This window comes from Streptomyces sp. NPDC058279 (assembly GCF_042881255.1).
Lineage (GTDB): Bacteria > Actinomycetota > Actinomycetes > Streptomycetales > Streptomycetaceae > Streptomyces.
Map to the genome: position 1 here is coordinate 109811 of NZ_JBHVYA010000006.1, position 20306 is coordinate 130116.

13 protein-coding genes are annotated in these 20306 nt (G+C 70.6%); 7 read left to right on the top strand and 6 right to left on the bottom strand.

The annotated features are described in order from the left end of the window. Window positions 1–78: 78 nt before the first annotated feature. Entirely contained in the window at window positions 79–1143 is a 1065-nt protein-coding gene (gene hemE, locus ACFVXJ_RS14235; RefSeq protein WP_389661994.1) for a uroporphyrinogen decarboxylase, read from the bottom strand. 91 nt (window positions 1144–1234) lie between these two features. Here hemE and ACFVXJ_RS14240 point away from each other — a divergent pair, with 91 nt between their 5' ends. The 3 genes from ACFVXJ_RS14240 (at window position 1235) to ACFVXJ_RS14250 (ending at window position 4245) form a co-directional block, all read left to right on the top strand. Beyond that, window positions 1235–1891: a DUF3000 domain-containing protein gene (locus ACFVXJ_RS14240; RefSeq protein ID WP_389661995.1), complete on the top strand. Its 657-nt coding sequence runs from the start codon at window positions 1235–1237 to the stop codon at window positions 1889–1891. Window positions 1892–2164: 273 nt separating this feature from the next. Next, on the top strand, window positions 2165–2827 hold the full coding sequence (locus ACFVXJ_RS14245) for a response regulator transcription factor (protein ID WP_007267191.1): 663 nt from the start codon (window positions 2165–2167) through the stop codon (window positions 2825–2827). Window positions 2828–2973: 146 nt separating this feature from the next. Next, window positions 2974–4245, top strand: coding sequence for an HRDC domain-containing protein (locus tag ACFVXJ_RS14250; RefSeq protein ID WP_389661996.1), 1272 nt, complete (start codon window positions 2974–2976; stop codon window positions 4243–4245). Window positions 4246–4274: 29 nt separating this feature from the next. Here ACFVXJ_RS14250 and ACFVXJ_RS14255 read toward each other — a convergent pair whose 3' ends face one another. Continuing rightward, window positions 4275–5450 (bottom strand): alpha/beta hydrolase, encoded by a 1176-nt coding sequence (locus ACFVXJ_RS14255; protein ID WP_389661997.1) that lies wholly within the window; start codon window positions 5448–5450, stop codon window positions 4275–4277. Window positions 5451–5783: 333 nt separating this feature from the next. Here ACFVXJ_RS14255 and ACFVXJ_RS14260 point away from each other — a divergent pair, with 333 nt between their 5' ends. The 3 genes from ACFVXJ_RS14260 to ACFVXJ_RS14270 all read left to right on the top strand — a co-directional run bounded on the left by ACFVXJ_RS14260 (window position 5784) and on the right by ACFVXJ_RS14270 (window position 10173). Continuing rightward, window positions 5784–7010, top strand: coding sequence for an acetyl-CoA C-acyltransferase (locus ACFVXJ_RS14260; protein WP_361308355.1), 1227 nt, complete (start codon window positions 5784–5786; stop codon window positions 7008–7010). Continuing rightward, window positions 7007–9136, top strand: coding sequence for a 3-hydroxyacyl-CoA dehydrogenase NAD-binding domain-containing protein (locus tag ACFVXJ_RS14265; RefSeq protein WP_389661998.1), 2130 nt, complete (start codon window positions 7007–7009; stop codon window positions 9134–9136). The genes ACFVXJ_RS14260 and ACFVXJ_RS14265 overlap by 4 nt, the downstream gene beginning before the upstream one ends. Window positions 9137–9252: 116 nt before the next feature. Beyond that, on the top strand, window positions 9253–10173 hold the full coding sequence (locus tag ACFVXJ_RS14270; RefSeq protein ID WP_389661999.1) for an endonuclease/exonuclease/phosphatase family protein: 921 nt from the start codon (window positions 9253–9255) through the stop codon (window positions 10171–10173). Here the strand turns inward: ACFVXJ_RS14270 and ACFVXJ_RS14275 are convergent. The 3 genes from ACFVXJ_RS14275 to ACFVXJ_RS14285 form a co-directional block, all read right to left on the bottom strand. After that, window positions 10170–11618, bottom strand: coding sequence for a hypothetical protein (locus ACFVXJ_RS14275; protein ID WP_389662000.1), 1449 nt, complete (start codon window positions 11616–11618; stop codon window positions 10170–10172). The two genes, ACFVXJ_RS14270 and ACFVXJ_RS14275, sit on opposite strands and share 4 nt — an antisense overlap. A gap of 87 nt (window positions 11619–11705) precedes the next feature. Then, entirely contained in the window at window positions 11706–15470 is a 3765-nt protein-coding gene (locus ACFVXJ_RS14280) for a CDP-glycerol glycerophosphotransferase family protein (protein ID WP_389662178.1), read from the bottom strand. A gap of 322 nt (window positions 15471–15792) precedes the next feature. After that, entirely contained in the window at window positions 15793–17295 is a 1503-nt protein-coding gene (locus ACFVXJ_RS14285; protein ID WP_389662001.1) for a hypothetical protein, read from the bottom strand. A 307-nt stretch (window positions 17296–17602) separates the two neighbouring features. Here ACFVXJ_RS14285 and ACFVXJ_RS14290 point away from each other — a divergent pair, with 307 nt between their 5' ends. Further along, window positions 17603–18670 (top strand): LCP family protein, encoded by a 1068-nt coding sequence (locus tag ACFVXJ_RS14290; RefSeq protein ID WP_389662002.1) that lies wholly within the window; start codon window positions 17603–17605, stop codon window positions 18668–18670. Between the two features lie 61 nt (window positions 18671–18731). On the opposite strand, the gene ACFVXJ_RS14295 is transcribed toward ACFVXJ_RS14290, so the two are convergent. Next, window positions 18732–20228: an amino acid permease gene (locus tag ACFVXJ_RS14295; RefSeq protein WP_389662003.1), complete on the bottom strand. Its 1497-nt coding sequence runs from the start codon at window positions 20226–20228 to the stop codon at window positions 18732–18734. Window positions 20229–20306: the final 78 nt, after the last annotated feature.

Here is a 20306-nt window from a genome sequence, read left to right on the forward strand (position 1 = left end):
CCTGCGCGGACCCGGTCCTCGAACGCCGGACGGGCTGTGAGACCAGCCCGGCCGGCGTTCGAGGCGCGGGGACAATGCCTAGCGCTGCGTGCGGGTGTGGACGTAGTCCACCAGGCGGGTCAGGGCGTCCGGGTCCGTGGTCGGCAGGACGCCGTGGCCGAGGTTGAAGACGTGGCCCTCCAGGCCGGCGGCGGCCGCGAGGACCTCGTCCGCCTTGGCCTCGACGGCCTCGGGGGTCGAGAACAGCACGGCCGGGTCCAGGTTGCCCTGGAGCGCCTTGCCGGGGCCGACCCGCTTGACGGCGTCGTCCAGCGAGACCCGGTAGTCGACGCCCATGACGTCCGCGCCGGCCTCGCCCATCAGGCCGAGCAACTCACCGGTGCCGACACCGAAGTGGATGCGCGGGACGCCGTACGACTCGACGGCGGAGAAGACCTTCGCGGACGCGGGCATCACCGAGCGCCGGTAGTCCGCCGGCGCCAGCGCGCCGACCCAGGAGTCGAACAGCTGGACCGCGGAGACGCCGGCCTCGATCTGCACCTTGAGGAACGCGGCGGTGATCTCCGCCAGCCGGTCCAGCAGGTCCGCCCAGAGCTGCGGGTCCCCGTACATCAGGGCCTTGGTGTGCTCGTGGTTCTTCGAGGGGCCGCCCTCGACGAGGTAGCTCGCGAGGGTGAACGGCGCGCCGGCGAAGCCGATCAACGGCGTGGCGCCCAGTTCACCCGTGAGCATGCCGATCGCCTCGGTGACGTACGAGACGTCCTCGGGGGTGAGGTCGCGCAGCTGTGCGAGGTCCTCGCGGCGGCGGATCGGCTGGGCGACGACCGGGCCGATGCCCGGCTTGATGTCCAGGTCGACGCCGATCGCCTTGAGCGGCACCACGATGTCGGAGAAGAAGATCGCCGCGTCCACCTTGTGGCGCCGTACCGGCTGGAGCGTGATCTCCGTGACCAGGTCGGGCCGCATGCAGGACTCCAGCATGGCCGTGCCCTCGCGCACCTTGCGGTACTCGGGAAGGGAGCGCCCGGCCTGCCGCATGAACCACACGGGGGTGTGCGGCACCGGCTCTCGCCGGCACGCCTTCAGGAAGGCGGAATCGTACGTCTGACTCGGCTGGCCCTTCGGGCGGTCAATGGCACTCACGCCGCAAATCTTCGCACGTATGAAGAAGTGCGCGGCCCGGTGCGGGTGTCCCTGCGCCGTACGGGCGCTCGTTCCGCCTAGTCTTCCCCGCATGGCTGCGGCTCAGGGACGATTTTCAGATGGCGCTGACGGTATGGACAGCGCGAAGGAGAGCTCCGTCCCGCTCCCGTTCCGGCGGGCGGTCGACGGCTTGAAGAAGGCACGGCTGCGCACGGGCATCGAGATCGAGCCGACGAAGCCGCCGCAGAGACTGGCGCCGCACGCCTACGCGCTGGAGGCGGCGGTCGTCGACGGCGAGGACGACCTGGCCGACGGCCGGCTGATCCTCCTCCACGACCCGGCCGGGCACGACGCCTGGCAGGGCACCTTCCGCCTGGTGACGCTGGTACGGGCGGAGCTGGAGCCGGAGATGGCCGCGGACCCGCTGCTGCCGGAGGTCTCCTGGTCCTGGCTGACGGGGGCGCTGGACGCGCGCGGGCTGACGTACGGGGAGGCGAGCGGGACCGTGACCATGGCGAGCTCGCACTACTTCGGCGGTCTCGCGGAGCGGCGGCCGGCCACCCAGATCGAGATCAGGGCCTCCTGGACGCCCCGCGAGGGGGTGGGCGGGGTGCCGGACACCGCGGCGCACCTGTCGGCCTGGTGCGAGCTGCTGTGCCAGATCGCCGGGCTCCCGCCGGTGGGTCCGACGGACTCCGGCACGGGTGTGGTCTCCCTGCCACAGCGGCGCGGCCCGCACCACCCGTAGCGGAGGGGCCGTACGGCCCACGCGGCGGGCGGAGGCCCGCCGGGCGGGCCGGGTCCGGAGCACCGGACGGTCAGAAGAGGGCGCCCGTTGCGGCCTTCTGATCATCGCTTGATCGATCATGCGTCCGAATTGCCCGAATTGTTACTCACCAAATCGTGATCATTCCCTAAAGCCGGGCGGGTGACGTGCCGAAGGAGTCAGTGACCATCAGCACGGTGCGCACCGGCTTCCTTCCCCGAGCCGGACGCCCCGCCACTCCCCCAGGAGGCCTAGGTGTCCGTTCTTCTCGAGCAGCCCGCAAGCCTGGTCGCCTACCGCCCGAACAAGCCGACGGCCATGGTCGTCGTGGCCGACCCGCGCGTCCGTTCCACCGTGACCCGCCATCTGTGGGCCCTCGGAGTACGTGATGTGATCGAGGCGTCGTCCATCGCGGAGGCCCGCCCCCGCGTCGGCAGCCCGCGCGACATCTGCGTGGCCGACGTACACCTGCCCGACGGTTCCGGTCTCACCCTGCTCTCCGAGACCCGCGCCGCCGGCTGGCCGAACGGCCTGGCCCTGTCGGCCGCCGACGACATCGGCGCCGTACGCAACGCCCTCGCGGGCGGAGTCAAGGGTTATGTCGTCACCGGCACCCGCACGAACATCGGGCTCCCCACCCGTCCCGGCGCCGCCCCCATCGGCGCCGCGGCCGCCCGTATGCACCGCCGCCCCCCGGGTGCCCCGAGCCACCCGGGCGGCTACCGCGAGCTCTCCGGCCGCGAGGTCGAGGTCCTGCGCCTCGTCGCCGAGGGCCAGTCCAACAAGGCCATCGGCGTCTCGATGGGCCTGTCCGCCCTGACCGTCAAGTCCCACCTCGCCCGGATCGCCCGCAAGCTGGGCACCGGCGACCGGGCCGGGATGGTCGCCGTCGCGCTGCGGACCGGGATCATCCACTGACCCGGCCCGGAGGCTCCTGGGCGACGTCCCGGGGAACCCCGGGAAACGTCCGCCCCGCACCCCCGCTCCACCCCCGCTCCACTCCCGCGCCCGTCGACGGAACGTTCCGGCGACGGGCGCGTCACATCCACGGATACCCTTGAGCGGTGACCGACGCCCAAGAGACCGCAGCAGACCTGCGCACCACCACCGGGGGCGGCCCCCCGGACGACGTCGACAAGGCGCCGATTCCCTTGCTGGAACCCCGCGAGGGCATCCCTCCGGTGGTCGCCGACGACGAGGCCCTGGCCCGGGTGGTCGCGGCCTTCGCCGCGGGCACCGGACCCGTCGCCGTCGACGCCGAACGCGCCTCCGGATACCGCTACGGCCAGCGCGCGTACCTCGTGCAGCTGCGCCGCGAAGGTGCCGGATCGGCGCTGATCGACCCGGTCGGGTGCCCCGACCTGTCCACGCTGGGCGACGCCCTGACCGGTACGGAGTGGATCCTCCACGCCGCGACCCAGGACCTGCCGTGCCTGCGGGAAATAGGCATGACCCCCACCTCCCTCTTCGACACCGAGCTGGCGGGCCGACTGGCCGGCTTCCCGCGCGTCGGACTGGGCGCGATGGTGGAGGGCGTGCTGGGCTACGTGCTGGAGAAGGGCCACTCCGCCGTCGACTGGTCCACCCGCCCGCTTCCCGAGCCGTGGCTGCGTTACGCCGCGCTCGACGTGGAGCTGCTGGTGGACCTGCGGGACGCGCTGGAGAAGGAACTGGACCGGCAGGGCAAGCTGGAATGGGCCCACCAGGAGTTCGAGGCCATCGCCTCCGCGCCGCCGGCCCCGCCGCGCAAGGACCCGTGGCGCCGTACGTCCGGCATGCACAAGGTGCGCCGGCGCCGGCAGATGGCCGTCGTACGGGAATTGTGGGAGTCGCGCGACCGGATCGCCCAGCGCCGCGACGTCTCGCCGGGCAAGGTGCTCGGGGACGCCGCGATCGTCGAGGCGGCCCTGGCACTCCCGGCGAACGCCACCGCGCTGTCCGCGCTGCCCGGTTTCGGGCAGCGGATGGGGCGCCGGCAGTTGGAGCAGTGGATGGCCGCCGTGGACCGGGCCCGGGCCCTGCCGGAGAGCGAGCTGCCGCAGCCGGGGGCGACCCCGGCCGGCCCGCCGCCGCCGCGCGCCTGGGCCGACAAGGACCCGGCCGCCGCGGCGCGGCTGTCGGCGGCCCGGGCCGCCGTCTCCGCGCTGGCGGAGGGGCTGAACCTGCCGCAGGAGAACCTGATCGCCCCGGACACGGTCCGCAGGCTGTGCTGGGAGCCGCCGCAGCGGCTGGAGCCGGAGGCGGTCTCCGAGGCCCTCGCCGGCTACGGCGCCCGCCCCTGGCAGGTCGAGCAGGTCACCCCGGCCCTGGTCGAGGCGCTCGCCGCGACCGCCTGATCCGGCCGGCCGCAGGCGTCGCGGGGTCCTCACACCATGGGCGTGAGGACCCCGTCCTCGTCCCGGTCGTAGGCACCCGAGGTCGCGCCCTCGACCTTGCCCTGCTTGAGCCAGTGCTCGGACATGGTGTGCACCAGGTTCGCCTGGCGCTCCCAGGGCACCTGGTGGCTCGCGCAGGAGATCCGGAACATCAGCTTCTTCGGGCCGGGAATGAGCTTGTAGAGCTCGGGCACCGAGAAGTACAGCAGGCCCAGGTTCGACGCGGTGTTCGCCGTGGTGTCGTACTCCCCGTAGACGAGGCACACGGGTACGGCGGCGCCGAGCGTTCCGTTCAGCGACACGGTGGTGGAGTTCCAGCCCCACCAGTACGAGTTCCGGATGCGGTTCAACCCCTCCGGTGAGCCGGCCACCGGACCGCCCCATTTGGCGCCGACCTGGTCGCTCGCCATGATCGCGTCCCAGACGATGTCGACCATGCCGGCCTCGCGCTGGTCCGGGCAGTGCACGTCCTTGTCCCAGCCGGTCTGGAAGCCGGACTTCGTCCCGACGGTCATCGGGTAGCCGAAGGCGGCCTTCGGGGTGGACACCGGCAGGGGCACGGGCGCGCCGAAGGGGGTCCCGGTCGCACTCGGCCTGCCCTGCGGCGGGAAGATCGGCGCCAGCAGGAAGAGGCTGCGCACCTTGCCGGGTTGCTGGATGGCGTACGGCCCGAACGCCTGGGCCGCCGCGGACCAGCCGATCAGGTCGATCTTCGGGACTCCGGTGTGCGTGATGATGAAGTCGACGACCTTGCCGACCTCGTCCCAGTCGCTCTGCGAATTGTTGAGCTGCGAGGCGTAGGCCGGCGTGCCGGTATAGGTCGCCGCGTTCGGATTGGGGACGAGGAGTCCCTGCTGCGACGGGTTGACGTTGTGCGGCTCGGCCATGGTCGGGCGGGTCGAGAGCCCGGAGCCCTGGAGTTCCATCACGAAGACGTCGAAGCCCTTCTTCGCCAGTTCGTCCGCCCAGCCGTACTTCTTGTAGGCGAGGTCGAAGCCGGCCAGGGCCGGGATGCTGCGGCCGTGCAGCATGAGGACGGGTCTGCGCGTCCCGCCGGTGGGGGTGCCGTCGCGTTCCCGGACGAAGAGCTCGACGGGCTCGCCGCCGTTCGCGGGGATGGTGGAGTCGTGGGGCACGTAGTGGTCGGTGACGACGGGTGCGGGCATCGCGGCGCTCCATGGTGTCGGCGGGCCCGGGGTCGGTCCGGGCCGGGTCAGGGTCCGCGCCCGCGGCCCGCGGTATCCATGGACGTGACCGGGCCGACCTGGCGCGCAACCCGTTCGGGGCGCTCGGGCGCTCCGATCGGCCGGGCGCGCGGCCGGGGCGCGCGGGGTCGGCGGGCCGGGCGGGAGTGTGACCTTCGCCGCTGTTGCGGGCGGGGGTGTGCACATGGGTTACCCGCAAGTAGCATGGGCCGGGTGAGCGCCCGCTCAGTGAGCCCGGCTCACTGGGCGTCGCCACGCGCAGCAGTGCCATCCCGCACCTGGAGGAGAGCCAACGTGCCTCGTACCGTCAGGGACGTCGTCTTCGTCGACGGCGTCCGCACCCCGTTCGGCAAGGCGGGCCCGAAGGGCATCTACCACGAGACCCGCGCCGACGACCTCGTCGTGAAGGCGATCCGGGAGCTGCTGCGCCGCAACCCGGACCTGGACCCCGCGAAGATCGACGAGGTCGCCATCGCCGCGACCACGCAGATCGGCGACCAGGGCCTGACGCTGGGCCGTACGGCCGGCATCCTGGCGGGCCTCCCGCAGTCGGTCCCGGGCTACTCGATCGACCGCATGTGCGCCGGTGCGCTGACCGCCGTGACCGCCGTCGCGGGCGGTGTGGCCTTCGGTGCCTACGACGTCGCCCTCGCCGGCGGTGTCGAGCACATGGGCCGCCACCCCATGGGTGAGGGCGTCGACCCGAACCCGCGCTTCGTCTCCGAGAAGCTGGTCGACGAGTCCGCCCTGTTCATGGGCATGACCGCCGAGAACCTGCACGACCGGTACCCGACGATCACCAAGCTCCGCGCCGACGAGTACGCCGTGCGCTCGCAGGAGAAGGCCGCGAAGGCGTACGCCGACGGCAAGATCCAGCAGGACCTGGTGCCGATCTCGGTGCGCAACACCAACGAGGCCGCCGGCGAGACGGGCTGGGGCCTGGTCACCTCCGACGAGCCGATGCGCCCGGGCACCACGCTGGAGAACCTGGCCGGCCTCAAGACCCCGTTCCGTACGCACGGCCGGGTCACCGCGGGCAACGCCGCCGGTCTCAACGACGGCGCCACCGCCGCGATCATCGCGTCCGAGGACTTCGCCCGGGAGAACAACCTCCCGGTCAAGATGCGCCTGGTCGCGTACTCCTTCGCGGGCGTCGAGCCGGAGGTCATGGGCTACGGCCCGATCCCGGCCACCGAGAAGGCCCTCGCGCAGGCCGGTCTGACGATCGACGACATCGGCCTCTTCGAGATCAACGAGGCGTTCGCGGTCCAGGTCCTCGCCTTCCTGGAGCACTACGGCATCGCCGACGACGACGCCCGGGTGAACCAGTACGGTGGCGCGATCGCGTTCGGCCACCCGCTCGCCTCCTCGGGCGTGCGCCTGATGACGCAGCTGGCCCGCCAGTTCGAGGAGCAGCCGCACGTCCGCTACGGCCTGACCACCATGTGCGTCGGCTTCGGCATGGGCGCCACGGTCATCTGGGAGAACCCGAACTTCAACGCCGAGGGAGACTCCAAGTGAGCACCACCACTGAGCTCCTCAAGGGCGCGGCCGAGCTGTTCCCGGACGAGGTCGTGACCCAGGCGCACGTGCGCCACCTGGACCTGCCCTTCGGCGCCGGGCGCTTCGCGCTCATCACGCTGGACAACGGCTTCGACCACACCAAGCCGACCACCTTCGGCCCGCAGTCGCTCGCCAACCTGAACGCGGCGATCGACCAGGTCGAGCAGGAGGCCACCGCCGGCTCCATCGTCGGCGCGGGCATCACCGGCAAGCCGTTCATCTTCGCGGTCGGCGCCGACCTCAAGGGTGTCGAGCTGCTCAAGAACCACGACGAGGCGCTCGCCATCGGCAAGGGCGGCCACGACGTCTTCAAGCGGCTGTCGGCCCTGGCGGTCCCCACCTTCGCCTACTACAACGGCGCGGCGATGGGCGGCGGTGTCGAGGTCGGTCTGCACTGCACCTACCGCACCGTCTCCAAGGCCATCCCGGCGTTCTCCCTCCCCGAGGTCTTCCTCGGTCTGGTTCCCGGCTGGGGCGGTTGCGCCCTGCTGCCGAACCTGATCGGCCCGGAGCGCGCGGTCTCGGTGATCATCGAGAACTCGCTGAACCAGAACCGGCAGCTGAAGGGCAAGCAGGTCTTCGAACTCGGCATCGCGGACGCGCTGTTCGAGGGTGCGGACTTCCTGGAGCAGTCGCTGCTGTGGACCGCCCGCGTCCTGAACGGCGAGACCGAGGTCGTCCGCGCGGACATCGACCGCGGTGACGCCTGGGACGCGGCCGTCGCCAAGGGCCGTTTCATCGCGGACTCCAAGGTGCACGGCGCGGCCCCCGCCGCCTACCGCGCGCTGGAGATCATCGCGGCCGCCAAGGACGGCGACCTCCAGGCCGGTTTCGACGCCGAGGACAAGGCGCTCGCCGACCTCATCATGGGCGGCGAACTGCGGTCGGGCATCTACGCGTTCAACCTGGTCCAGAAGCGGGCCAAGCGCCCGGCCGGTGCCCCGGACAAGTCCCTGGCCCGTCCGGTCACCAAGGTCGGCGTGGTCGGCGCGGGTCTGATGGCCTCGCAGCTCGCGCTGCTGTTCCTGCGCCGCCTCGAAGTGCCGGTGGTCCTCACCGACATCGACCAGGAGCGCGTGGACAAGGGTGTGGGCTATGTCCACGCCGAGATCCGCAAGCTGCTCGACAAGGGCCGCATCAACCAGGACAAGGCCAACCGCCTGACCGCCCTGGTGAGCGGTGTCCTGGACAAGGCCGAGGGCTTCGCGGACGCGGACTTCATCATCGAGGCCGTGTTCGAGGAGATGTCCGTCAAGCAGAAGGTGTTCGCGGAGGTCGAGGCGGTCGCCCCGGCGCACGCGATCCTCGCCACCAACACCTCCTCGCTGTCGGTCTCGGAGATGGCCTCCAAGCTCCAGCACCCGGAGCGTGTGGTCGGCTTCCACTTCTTCAACCCGGTCGCGATCCTGCCGCTGCTGGAGATCGTCCGCGGTGAGCAGACCGACGACGCCTCCTTGGCCACCGCCTTCGGCGTCGCCAAGAAGCTGAAGAAGACCGCGGTCCTCACCAAGGACGCCCCGGCGTTCGTGGTGAACCGCATCCTGACCCGGTTCATGGGCGAGATCCAGAACGTCATCGACGAGGGCACCCCGGTGGAGACCGCGGAGAAGGCCATCGAGCCGCTCGGCCTGCCGATGTCGCCGCTGGTGCTGCTGGAGCTCGTCGGCCCGGCGATCGGTCTGCACGTCTCCGAGACCCTGAACCGCGCCTTCCCGGAGCGTTTCACCGTCTCCCCGAACCTCAAGCGGGTCGTCGAGGCCGGCAAGCGCGGGTTCTACGTCTACGACTCCGGCAAGCCGGAGCTCGACCCCGAGGTCGCCGCCCTCCTGGTGCAGGGCGACTCCGTCCTCACGGAGGAGCAGGTGCGCGACCGTGTCCTGGACGCGGTGGCGCAGGAGATCGGCCTGATGCTGGAGGAGGGTGTCGTGGCCGAGGCCCAGGACATCGACCTCTGCCTCATCACGGGCGCCGGCTGGCCCTTCCACCTGGGCGGCATCACGCCGTACCTGGACCGTGAGGGTGTCTCCGAGCGGGTGAACGGCAAGAAGTTCCTCGCCCCCGGCCTGGCGAGCGTGCCCGCGTAGCCCCCGGCACCACCCCGCACGATCCGGTTGCCCGTCCGCGGAAGCCTCCGCGGACGGGCAACCGTACGTTCTGACCAGGTCACATGACGATCCGATCACTGGCCTATGATGCGGAGATGCCCTGGAAGACCCGTCTGTTCCGTAAACGCCGGGCACTCGTCCCGGCCGTGGCGGGTGCGCTGGTGTGCGTCCTGGGCGCGGTCTACGGCGTTCACGCGAACGGGCAGCGGCAGGACCGCTCTGCGGACCTCCCGTTCGAGCTGCCGTCGGCCGCCGCGCACGACGCCCGGTTCGTCACGTGGAACATGTGCGGCGTCCCCCAGTGGGACTGCAAGGACATGGCCGGCACCGCCAGGACCGAGGAGCTCTGGAAGCTGGCGTCGGCCGCCAACACGCGGGCGGTCCTCCTCCAGGAGGTCTGCTCCGGTGATCTCTCCCAGGTGGCGGGCAGGCTGGGCGCGGCCTGGCACACCTCCTTCCGGCCCTACGTCACCGTCGCCAAGACCGGGGACCGCAGCCCGGTGCTCTGCGAGCACCCGGACCGGGGCAGCGCGGGGTTCGCGATCCTGGCCCACTCGGAGCTGACGAAGGTCTTCCTGCTGCCCACCCCGCAGCCGAAGGAAGGGCTCCAGCGGGGGGTCCTGTGCGCCTCGCTGGCGGCAGAGGACATCCGCGTCTGCTCCGCACACCTCACCCCGAAGGGCGACGACCGGGAGCTGCGGGGCGACCAGCTGCGGGAGCTGGTCCGCGTGTCCGTGGGGAAGCGGGCCGTGGTCGGCGGGGACTTCAACGGGGTACCGCCGGGGCAGGACAACCCCAACACGTGGATGTGGCCGTCCGAGTTGTACTCCAAGCTGCGCGAGTGCGACCAGCGGGGCTCCTCACGGGCGGGGCGGCCCACCCACGAGGACGGCGACAAGATCGACTACCTCTTCACCTCGCTGACCCGGTCGGGCTGCGAACTCGCCCCCTGGGGCGTATCGGACCACCGCGCGCTGGTGCTGCGCGTGCCCCTCGGGGACGCTCCGTCGCCCTAGAACCTCGGGGCGGCGTACATGCCCGGTACGGTGAACGAGGCTACGGCGGGAGCGGATTCGACGCCGTTCACGTCCAGGGCGACCACCTCGACCGCGTGCGGGCCCTCGGGCCAGGCCCAGCCCGCGTCCCAGAACCAGGCGCCGTCCTGGGCCACCGGGCACACACCGAGGACAGCGCCCCGCTCCCGGAAACCGACCTGCGCCGCGCCCGGCGCGAAGCCCGTGAACTGCACCGCGGGACCCTGCTGCCCGTGGAACTCCGGTGAGACCACCACGGGGGGGTGCGGCCGGCTCGGCAGCGCGGCGGGGACCACGGTCCGGTCCACGACGGTGAAGACGATCTCGACGCGGTCCGAGTGGAGGTTGCTCGGGGCCACGCCGAACAGGCGGACCGCGTGCCGGCCCTTGGGCATCGGGGTGGTCGGCTCCCAGCTCCAGCTGCCGTCGGCGGCCACCGGGGCCGAGTCGAGGTACTTGCCGTTCTCCCAGAGGCTGACCCGTACGGCGCCCACGGCGGTTCCCGCCAACAGGACCTGGTTCTCGGGCAGCAGCCCCTCGTGCACCGGGGCCAGGACCACGGGCCGGGGGAACACCGAGTCGTCCCGTATCTGCGAGGTGGCCGAGAGGTAGCCGTCGATGGCGGAGGTGTCGCGGCCGGGCTGCTCCCCGCCGCTCTTCACCATGCCGATGCGCGGGGCGATGCCGCTGACCAGCATGCCGATCAACCCCATGATGGTGGGGATGCTCCAGTAGGTCACCTTCGCGTGGTTCTCGATGAGGACCGAGTCGTTGAAGATGAGGTTGAAGTTCTCGTACCCCTGGAAGAGTGGGAGGAAGGGCTCGACCTGTTCGGGGAACTGCTCGTCCTGGGGCGAGGACAGCAGGTAGATGTTGGCCCGCCGGTTCGGGCTGCGCTGGACCAGGTCGGGCAGGACGGCGTCCAGGTACCGGACGTTCTCGTCCGTGACGGCACCCATCATGTGCTGGGCCCCCGCCGGGAATTCCGCGCGTACGTAGCTGCCGACGCGGAACTGCGGAATGACGGACACGATGTTGCCGAAGCCGTACTTCAGACCGAAGTACAGCGCGGCCGAACCGCCCTTGGAACCGCCGAACATGGTGCAGGCCTCGGGGGTCAGCCCCAGGGCGTTCATCACGCGCGTGATGACGGCGGCCACGGACCGCTCCACCGCGAAGTCCAGGTTGCGGCACAGGTAGTAGGTGTTGCGGCCGTCGAACACGTCCCGGATCCAGAGGATGTTGGACTGCGTCTTGTCCAGAATGCCGTTGCACCAGCCGTAGTCGTCCGTCGCCGCGAGGTTGGCGAACACGACGAGGAGGTGGCGGTTGCCGTTCTTCGCGTGGGAGAAGCGGTACTCGACCGGGACCTCGCCGGAATCGTCGACTCCCGTGACGATCTGACGGCTCTTCGCTGCCTGGGACATGTGGGGGAATCCTCTCCTGTCGAAGGTCTGCCAAGACCTAGTGCTGTGACCGGGAAGGTCCACCGGGTCGCGGCGCCCGGCACGGCACTAGCGGCCGGGCCAGGCCGACACGTCGGCGCTCGTCATGTGTGCTGCCCGCTGCGTGGGCAGCCCGGCGAGGGCCCGGTGTCCGGCGGCGGGCGCCAGGCCCGCGCCGGGGGCGGGCGCCTGGGCCTGGCTCTCGTCGAGGTCTCCCCCGGCGACGAGCAGCCGGTCGGCCAGTCGCGCGGAGGCGAATCCGTCGTCGAGGTCGCAGAAGTCCTGCTGGAACCGTCGGTAGTGCCCGTCGTAGTTGGCCCGTACCTGGTCGGCATGCCTGATCGCGGAGATCAGCTGCTCGGAGTCGAAGAGCAGCGGCCCCGGGGCGTTCTGCTCGAAGTCGAAGTAGAAGCCGCGCAGGGTGTCGCGGTAGTGCTCCAGGTCGTAGGTGAAGAAGAGGATCGGGCGCCCGGTGTTGGCGAAGTCGAACATCAGGGACGAGTAGTCGGTGATCATCACATCGGTGATGAGCGACAGCTCCGCCATGTCGGGGTAGTCGGACACGTCGAAGACGAACCCGTCGCCCGCGCCGGGGACCGGGTCCACGACGTTCGGGTGCCGGCGGACCATGAGGACGTGGTCGGCGCCCAGCCGTGCGCGGGCGTCGTCCAGGTCGATCCTGAAGTCGAACTTGTACTTGCCGGGTGCGTAGAACTGGTCGTCGCGCCAGGTGGGGGCATACATGACGACCTTCTTGCCGGGCGGCAGGCCGATGCTGCGGCGGATGGCCTCCGCCCGGCCCTGCGCGCCGGGGCGGCGCAGGATGTCGTTGCGGGGGTAGCCGCAGGCGAGCATCTCGCCGGGAAAGCCGAAGGCCCGCTGGAGGATCGGGGTGGAGAAGCTGTTCGGGGACACCAGGATGTCCCAGTTCTGCACCTCCTTCTCGACGCGCTCCAGGTAGCGCTGGTCGGCGAAGTGCACGGCTTCGATGTCGTGCCCGATCTTCTTCAGCGGCGTGCCGTGCCAGGTCTGGACGACGATCTGGTCGTCACGCTTCAGGAACCAGTCGGGGAGGTGGTTGTTGGCGACGACGTACTTCGACCGGGCCAGGGCCTCGTACCACTCCTGCGACCACATGCGGACGGCCCGGGCGGTGGGGGGCACGTCGACCTGGTCGTCCTTGACGACCCACAGGTGGTCCAGCGGGGTCCCGCGCCGGACGAGTTCCTCGTGCAGCGCGCGCGGGCTGTCGGAGTACTGCGTGCCCTTGAAGGCGTCGAAGAGGACCGCGGGAAGGACCGGCTTGCGCCGGGCGGCGGGGTACGTCTCGGTGCGCAGCAGCTTCTGCCGGTAGGGGCCGCGGGCGGTGTCGGGCATCGCGGAGTGCACGAGGAGGGAGAGCCGGTCGTATGCCTCGGCCTGGACCTCGTAGCGGCGTCCGGCGGGGTCCTCCAGCGCGCCGGGGAGCGCCCGGATCAGGTCCTGCTCCAGCTTGATCATCCGGTCTTCGCGGCGGTCCTCGCGGGCGACCGAGGACGGGTCCTGGGTGCGCAGGAAGAAGTCCCAGCGGCCGGAGGCGAGCGGAACGGTGCCGGCGAGGGTGCGGACCTCGGCGGGACGGACGACCGCGCTGAAGGACCCGCCCGACCAGGTGAGGGGGAAGGCGCGTTCGGCTCCCTGGGCGCGCGAGCGGACGACCAGGTGGGAGGCCGTGTAGTCGGAGTGGGAGAGGCGGTCGACGGCCGCGTAGTAGCCGTCGATCTCCAGCGCGCCGTCCTCCTCCCGCCAGTCCACGCGGGTCGCCATCGGGAGGGTCGCGCGCTCGAAGAGCACGAGGTACCCCGAGCCGTTGCGGTGGACGACGACCTCGCGGTCGCCGTCCGCGTCCTGGAGGTCGCGTGGCAAGCGGTAGTGGCCGTCGGCGGTGTCCTCGGCCACCACGGGATACAGGGGGGCCTTGCGGCCCTCCACGTGCATCGTGGTCTTCCACCCGTTGCTGCCCATGTTCCAGGAGGCGGGGGCGCCGCCGTCCGCGTCGGAACGCGAGCCGGGCACGAGGTTGGCCAGCGGGACGCGGGTGACGAAGGTGCACCACCCCTCCCCGCCCGCGGTGAACCGGACCCAGGAGTCGTGCTGGGCGGCGCCGGCGAGGCTGCGCACCCGGAACTTCCCCCACTCCGGCACCTTCGGGCCGAGGTACACGCCGCCGAGTTCGATGTGGTCGCCGACGATCCGGTGGCGGGTGATCCGGCAGCGGACGACCTCCACGCGCAGCTTGAGGCTTCCCTGGAGGAAGAGCGGCAGGACGCGGGTGTTCTTCTCGACGTAGACGTACGGCGGGGAGGCGGCGCTTCCCGCACTGCCGCGGGCCAGCCCCTTGTACCGGAAGAGGCCGCGGCTGAGCACGCCGGCGGCGACGTCCCAGGTGCCCTCGACCCACTTGCCCTTCTGCTTGAGTCGCGTGACGTCGAAACTGGTCTCGAAGCCGGACCAGTCGTAGCAGTAGCGGCTCTGGCCCGACTGCTCGGTGGCCTGCGGGTAGTAGGTGGTCTTCGCGACGTTGACCAGGGTGCGGCCCTGCTTCTTGTTGCGCAGCGCGATGGCCTTCACCGACATCCGGCGCTTGTGCACGTTGATGAAGCGGATGTACGCCGCGCCCTTGATGTGCAGTTCCTCGTCGACCCACGCCATGTCGGCGACCTGGCCGTGCAGGGACAGCTCCTTGTCGAGGCGGTACGCCTTCTTGTCCAGGCCGAGGTTGCGGTCGCCGAGGTGGGGGTAGTTGAGGTACCGGTGGAAGCGGCGGCGCACGGGCATCGGGCCGCCCTTGCGCTCGAACTCGATGACTTCGAGGAGTTCTTCGAATTTGCCGCAGCGCACCAGGTGCCACTTCACGCGGGCGTCGGCGGGCAGCTCGTCGATGATGTCCTCGTCGGCCTCGTCGAGGAACTGGTTGGCCCACTCCATGAAGGCGTTGTGGTATTCCTCGTCCGCGTCGGGCAGCACCTTCAGGTGGAGCATGAGGTCCGACTTGAGGCAGGCGAGGTCGTACTTGCGCTTGTGCTCGGTGAAGGCGCGCGAGCGGTGGGAGCCGAGGAACCGGCTGACGGACTGCACGGCGGCGACGCGGTCGCGGAGGTTGGTGAGTTCGGTGTGGCGCTGCGTGATGGAGGGGGCCGAGGAGCCGTCGCGGCGCCGCCAGAAGTAGACGAACTCGGTGATGACGTCGACCTTGGCGGCGCGGAAGTGGGCGACCATGTTGACCCAGGAGTCCTCGTACAGGACGCCCTCGGGGAACTCCATGAAGTGGTAGTCCCAGAAAGACCGCCGGAAGAGCTTGTTCCACACGGTGCGGTCGTAAATGAGCGCCTCGAACCGCGTGATGTGCGTGTGGCGCCGTTCCTTCGCCATCGGCGTCTTGTGCAGGGGTGACTGCCACTTCTTGGTGGAGTTCATCATCTGGACATTGCCCGAGACGAAGTCGGACTCCGAGCCTTCGAGCCGGCGCACGAGGAGTTCGTAGGCGTACTCGGGTATGACGTCGTCGCCGTCGACGAATGCCAGGAACTCGGCCTCCGGGTGCGCCGCGCGTATGCCCGTGTTGCGCGCGTGTCCGGGGCCCTGGGAGTGCTGGCGGATGAGGCGGAAGCGGGGGTCGCGGGCGCAGAAACCGGCGGCGATGCGCGTCGAGCCGTCGGTCGAGCCGTCGTCGACGAGGATGACCTCAAGGTCGGTGAAGGTCTGCCGCGCGATCGATTCCAGACACTCGTCGAGGTATTCCTCGACGTCCATGAACGGGACGACGACACTCAGCCGAGGTCTTGGCGACAACACGTACTCCTCCGATGACGCGCCCCGCAGCGGCGTATCCACCCCCGTGAACCACCCCTGCGAACGCGGTCTGACGCCAACAAGAACAGATGTGATCAGTTATCTGTCCTTCACGGGGTAGCTTCATACTAGATCACGTTCAAGAGTGAACAAATCCCCGACTGCATCACACCCGAATAGGGTGCATCGGATAAAGGTGTGGTATAGCGCAGGCCCGGCAATGATCGCTCGCAAACAGCGAATCCCTCCCCCCTGCGGCAGGGGGAGGGATTGGGCAGGGCCCGTGACCGCCCGTCAGTCCGCCCGCGCCGAGCAGGCGTACTGGTCAGGCCAGGTCCAGCCAGGGTTCGAAGGCGAGGGCCTGCTCGTCCGGAGCCTGGCGCGCCACCGCGAGACGGGCTCCCGGCCCGAGTGTGGCGATCACCACCCGCTCGTCCCGGTCCCGGACGACGGCCGGGGGTATCAGGGTCCGCTGCCCGGTCGTTGACCACCAGACCCCGGAGTCCGGCCGGCCGTCCACGTGGGTCCCGATGACGCAGTGGCCCTGCTCGTCCTCGGCGGCCAGCACCGTGCAGCTCCAGCCGCCGACGGCGACCCCCGGCGCGGCGCTCACCCGGCCGCGGACCGCCGGGCCGTTCAGGCCCACGGGTCCGTACGCACCCCACCCCCACTGGCACAGTTCGCCGGTCTCGGCGTACCGGTAGCGCAGCGCTCCGCTTTCGGGCGCCGCGGCGAGACTGCCCGGCAGGGCGTGGACGTTGGGACCGCGGTCCGACTCCCACGCCCCCTTCGGCCCGGCGCGGTACCAGCGGACCACGCCCGGCTCGTCGCGCATCCGCGCGATGAGGTCGATCCTCCCGCGCGGCGTCCGCATCGCCACGATCTCGTCCGCGGCCTTGTGGCCCCCGAGGTGGAACCAGGGCGCCCAGCTGCCGTCCGCCCGCTGGTGGCGGGCGTTGAGCGTGTCGTAGCCGTTGCGCAGGAACACGTACAGCGTGCCGCCGTCGTCGTGGGCCGCGACGGGGGCGCTGACGTAACGTCCCAGCAGCGGCTCGCCGCGGTGCGGGTTGGCCAACCCGCGCCAGGGTCCGAGCGGCCGGCCCGTCTGGTACTGGAGCGCGACGACGACCTCGACGTTCCAGTCCTCCTTCCCGCGCCGGACGCGGCGCAGGCCGACGAGGGCGGGGTAGCCGTCGGGGCCCTGCGCGACCGACAGCGCGGGCAGCAGACCGGGGGCGTCCAGCAGCTGCGGGCCCGTCCACCTCCCGCCCGCGCCTTCGGTCCACCGGGCCACGGCGCCGGGCACCGGCAGGTAGGCGGAGACCCGCCCGTCGGTCCCGCGGACCGCCCACGCGGTCGGCGCGGGATAACGCGGGCGGGACACCGGTGCGGGCCAGGCGTGGCGGTCCAGGACCCGGCAGTCGGTGAAGACCGGGTGCCCGGTCTCGCGCTGGTACTCCTCCACCGCGTCGAGCACGGCCAGCGCCAGGGCGCTCTCCCGTTCGTCGGCGTCGTCCGCCTCGGCCACGTCCCGGCCGGCGAGCGGGTCGCACGTCAGGACCCGGTCGGGCGCCACCTCGTACAGGTGCCGGAGCAGGGCCCGTTCGAGGTTCTCGGCGGGCAGGCCGCGCGGGGCGCCGTCGACCGGGCAGCCGCGGCTGCCGGCCTCCACCGCGGCCCGGCCGAAGTCGGCGCGCTCCGACTCCGTACCGGCCTCCAGGCAGAGCACGGTGACGTGTCCGGGGCCGGTCTCCTCGCCCAGGAGTACGGCCGCGGTCCCCGGCCCGGGCGTGACGAGGAGGATCCGGCTGCCCCCGGCGCCTGCCACGGAGTCCCTTGTGACCTGCGGTTGTGCGCCGTGGCGGTCACCGCCTCGACGTTTGGCCGAGCGCCCCATGTTTCTCCCTGCTTCCTCTCCGTGCCCGCCGCATGTCTCGCACAGCATGCGCGAGCACGATAAGGGCACTCCCGTTCGACGTGCACGTTTGCCTATAGTGACCCGGGTACCGCACCACCCTGGCAACCCCGAGGCCCCGGTCCGGCTGCCGCGCGCGTCCGACCGCCCCTGGCCCCCGCAAGATGGCGGTCACTATCTCACGACGACCGACCCATCGGGATCAGAGGACACCTACGGCATGACCCAGGCAACCGAAGCACCCTCGCTCTCCCCCCGGGCTCCGCGCAAGACCCGTGGGAAGAAGCGAATATTCGGCATCATCTCGCTCGTCCTGCTCGTCCTGCTCCTCGGTGCCGCCGGTGCCGGTTGGTGGGCCTACAGCCACCTCAACGGCAACATCGACAGCGTCGACCTGGACCGGGCGATCGGCGACAACCGCCCGCCCAAGGTGGTCGAGAACGCCCAGAACGTCCTGGTCCTGGGCTCCGATTCACGGGCCGGCGCCAACGGTGAACTCGACCACGGCGACGTCAGCGGCGCCCGCTCCGACACCGCGATGCTGGTCCACATACCCGAGGGTCGGTCCAGGGCCACCGCGGTCAGCATCCCCCGCGACACCCTGATCAGCCGCCCCGAGTGCAAGGACAAGGACGGCGCGACCGTACCGGCCGCGAACCGGGTCATGTTCAACTCCGTCTACTCGGTGGCCGGTCCCGCCTGCGTGGTCAAGACCGTCGAGCAGCTCTCCGGCATCCGCGTGGACCACTTCGTCGAGGTGGACTTCGCGGGCTTCAAGGACCTGGTCGACGCCCTCGGCGGTGTCACCGTCACCCTCGACAAGCCGATGAGCGGAGCCAAGGGCGGCCTCAAGCTGGACGCGGGCACGCACCGGCTGAACGGCACCGACTCGCTCAAGTTCGTCCGTACCCGTTACGGCTACGGCGACGGCAGTGACCTCGGACGCATAGGGCTGCAGCAGAAGTTCATGCTGGCCATGCTGGCGGAGATCAAGAAGCAGGACGCCCTGGGCAACCCCGCGCGGCTCTACAAACTGGCCGACTCCGGGACCAAGTCGCTCACCACCGACTCCCAACTCGCCTCGTTGACCGCGCTGGCCGACTTCGCACAGAGCATGAAGGGCGTCGACCCGGCCACGATGGAGACCGTCATGCTGCCCGTGGCCTACGACAAGGTCGATCCCAACCGGGTGATCGTCGCCCAGCCGCAGGCCGGCCAACTGTGGGACGCCCTGCGCGCGGACCAGGAGATCCCCGCCTCGGCGAAGGACTCCCCCGCCAAGGGCTGATGCGCGTCGTACACGGAGCGGCCGTCCCACCGGGCGGCCGCTCCTGTGCGTGTACGGACGTTCAGAACTCGGCGTCGATGCCCCTCTTGCCCAGCCGGCTGTTGTGCCGTCCGTAGAGGAAGTAGACGAAGAAGCCGATCACCATCCAGATGGCGAACCGCAGCCAGGTCTCGGCCGGCAGGTTGAGCATCAGCCACAGCGACGCGGCGATCGACAGGATGGGCACCACCGGCACCCACGGAGTACGGAAGGCCCGGTGCAGGTCGGGACGGGTGCGGCGGAGGATGATCACGCCGAGGGCCACGACCACGAAGGCGAACAGCGTGCCGATGTTGACCAATTCCGCGAGCTTCTCCAGGCTCGTGAAGCCCGCGACGACGGCGATGATCACGCCGAGCGTGATGGTCGCCCGGTAGGGCGTGCGGTACTTCGGGTGGGTGACGGAGAAGAAGCGGGGCAGCAGTCCGTCACGGCTCATCGCGAAGAACACCCGGGTCTGGCCGAGCAGCAGGATCATGCAGACGGTGATCAGACCCACGGACGCCCCGAGGCTGATGGCACCGGAGAAGAAGGGCTGGTTCACCGACTTGAAGGCTTCGGCGAGCGGGGCGGTGGCCGACATCTGGGTGTACTTCTGCATGCCGGTGACCACCAGCGTCACGGCGACGTAGAGCACCGTGCAGATGATCAGGGAGCCGATGATGCCGCGCGGCATGTCCCGCTGGGGGTTCTTGGTCTCCTCCGCCGCGGTCGCCACGACGTCGAAGCCGATGAAGGCGAAGAAGACGAGGGAGGCCGCGGTGAAGATGCCCATGACGCCGAAGTTGGTCGGGGCGTAGCCGAAGAGCAGCTGGACCAGGGGCGCCTTCCAACCGCTCCCCGCGGGCTGCGCCTGCGCCGGCGGGATGAACGGCTTGTAGTTGTCGGCCTTGATGAAGAACAGGCCGCCGATGATGACCAGCAGCACCACCGTGACCTTGATGGCGACGACGATCGCGGTGATCCGGGCCGACAGCTTCGTCCCCACGACGAGGATCGCGGTCAACACCAGGACCAGCAGGAAGGCCAGCAGGTCGAAGGTCCCTCCCCCATCGGGCCCGGACAGCGCGGCCGGCATGTTCCAGCCGAGGTTGGTGCTCATGAGTTGGCGCAGGTACCCGGACCAGCCGACCGCCACGACGGCGGTACCGAGTGCGAACTCCAGTACGAGGTCCCAGCCGATGACCCAGGCGGGCAACTCGCCGATCGAGGCGTACGAGAAGGTGTACGCCGAACCGGCCACGGGCACGGTGGACGCGAACTCCGCGTAGCAGAGCGCCGCGAGGGCGCAGACGATGCCCGCCGCGACGAAGGCCAGGGCGGTGGCGGGTCCGGCGTTGTTCCGCGCCGCGATGCCCGTGAGGACGAAGATGCCGGTGCCGATGATGACGCCGACCCCGAAGACCGTCAGGTCCAAGGCGGAGAGCGACTTCCGGAGTGCGTGTTCCGGCTCTTCCGTGTCACGGATGGACTGCTCCACCGTCTTGGTCCGGAAGGGGCTTTTCAGATTCTTGCTCACCGACGCACCTCCGGCTGGTGACGAGGCACACGAACGGGCCGGGAGGCCCACCCCCTCAAGGGTGATCTCCCGGCCCGT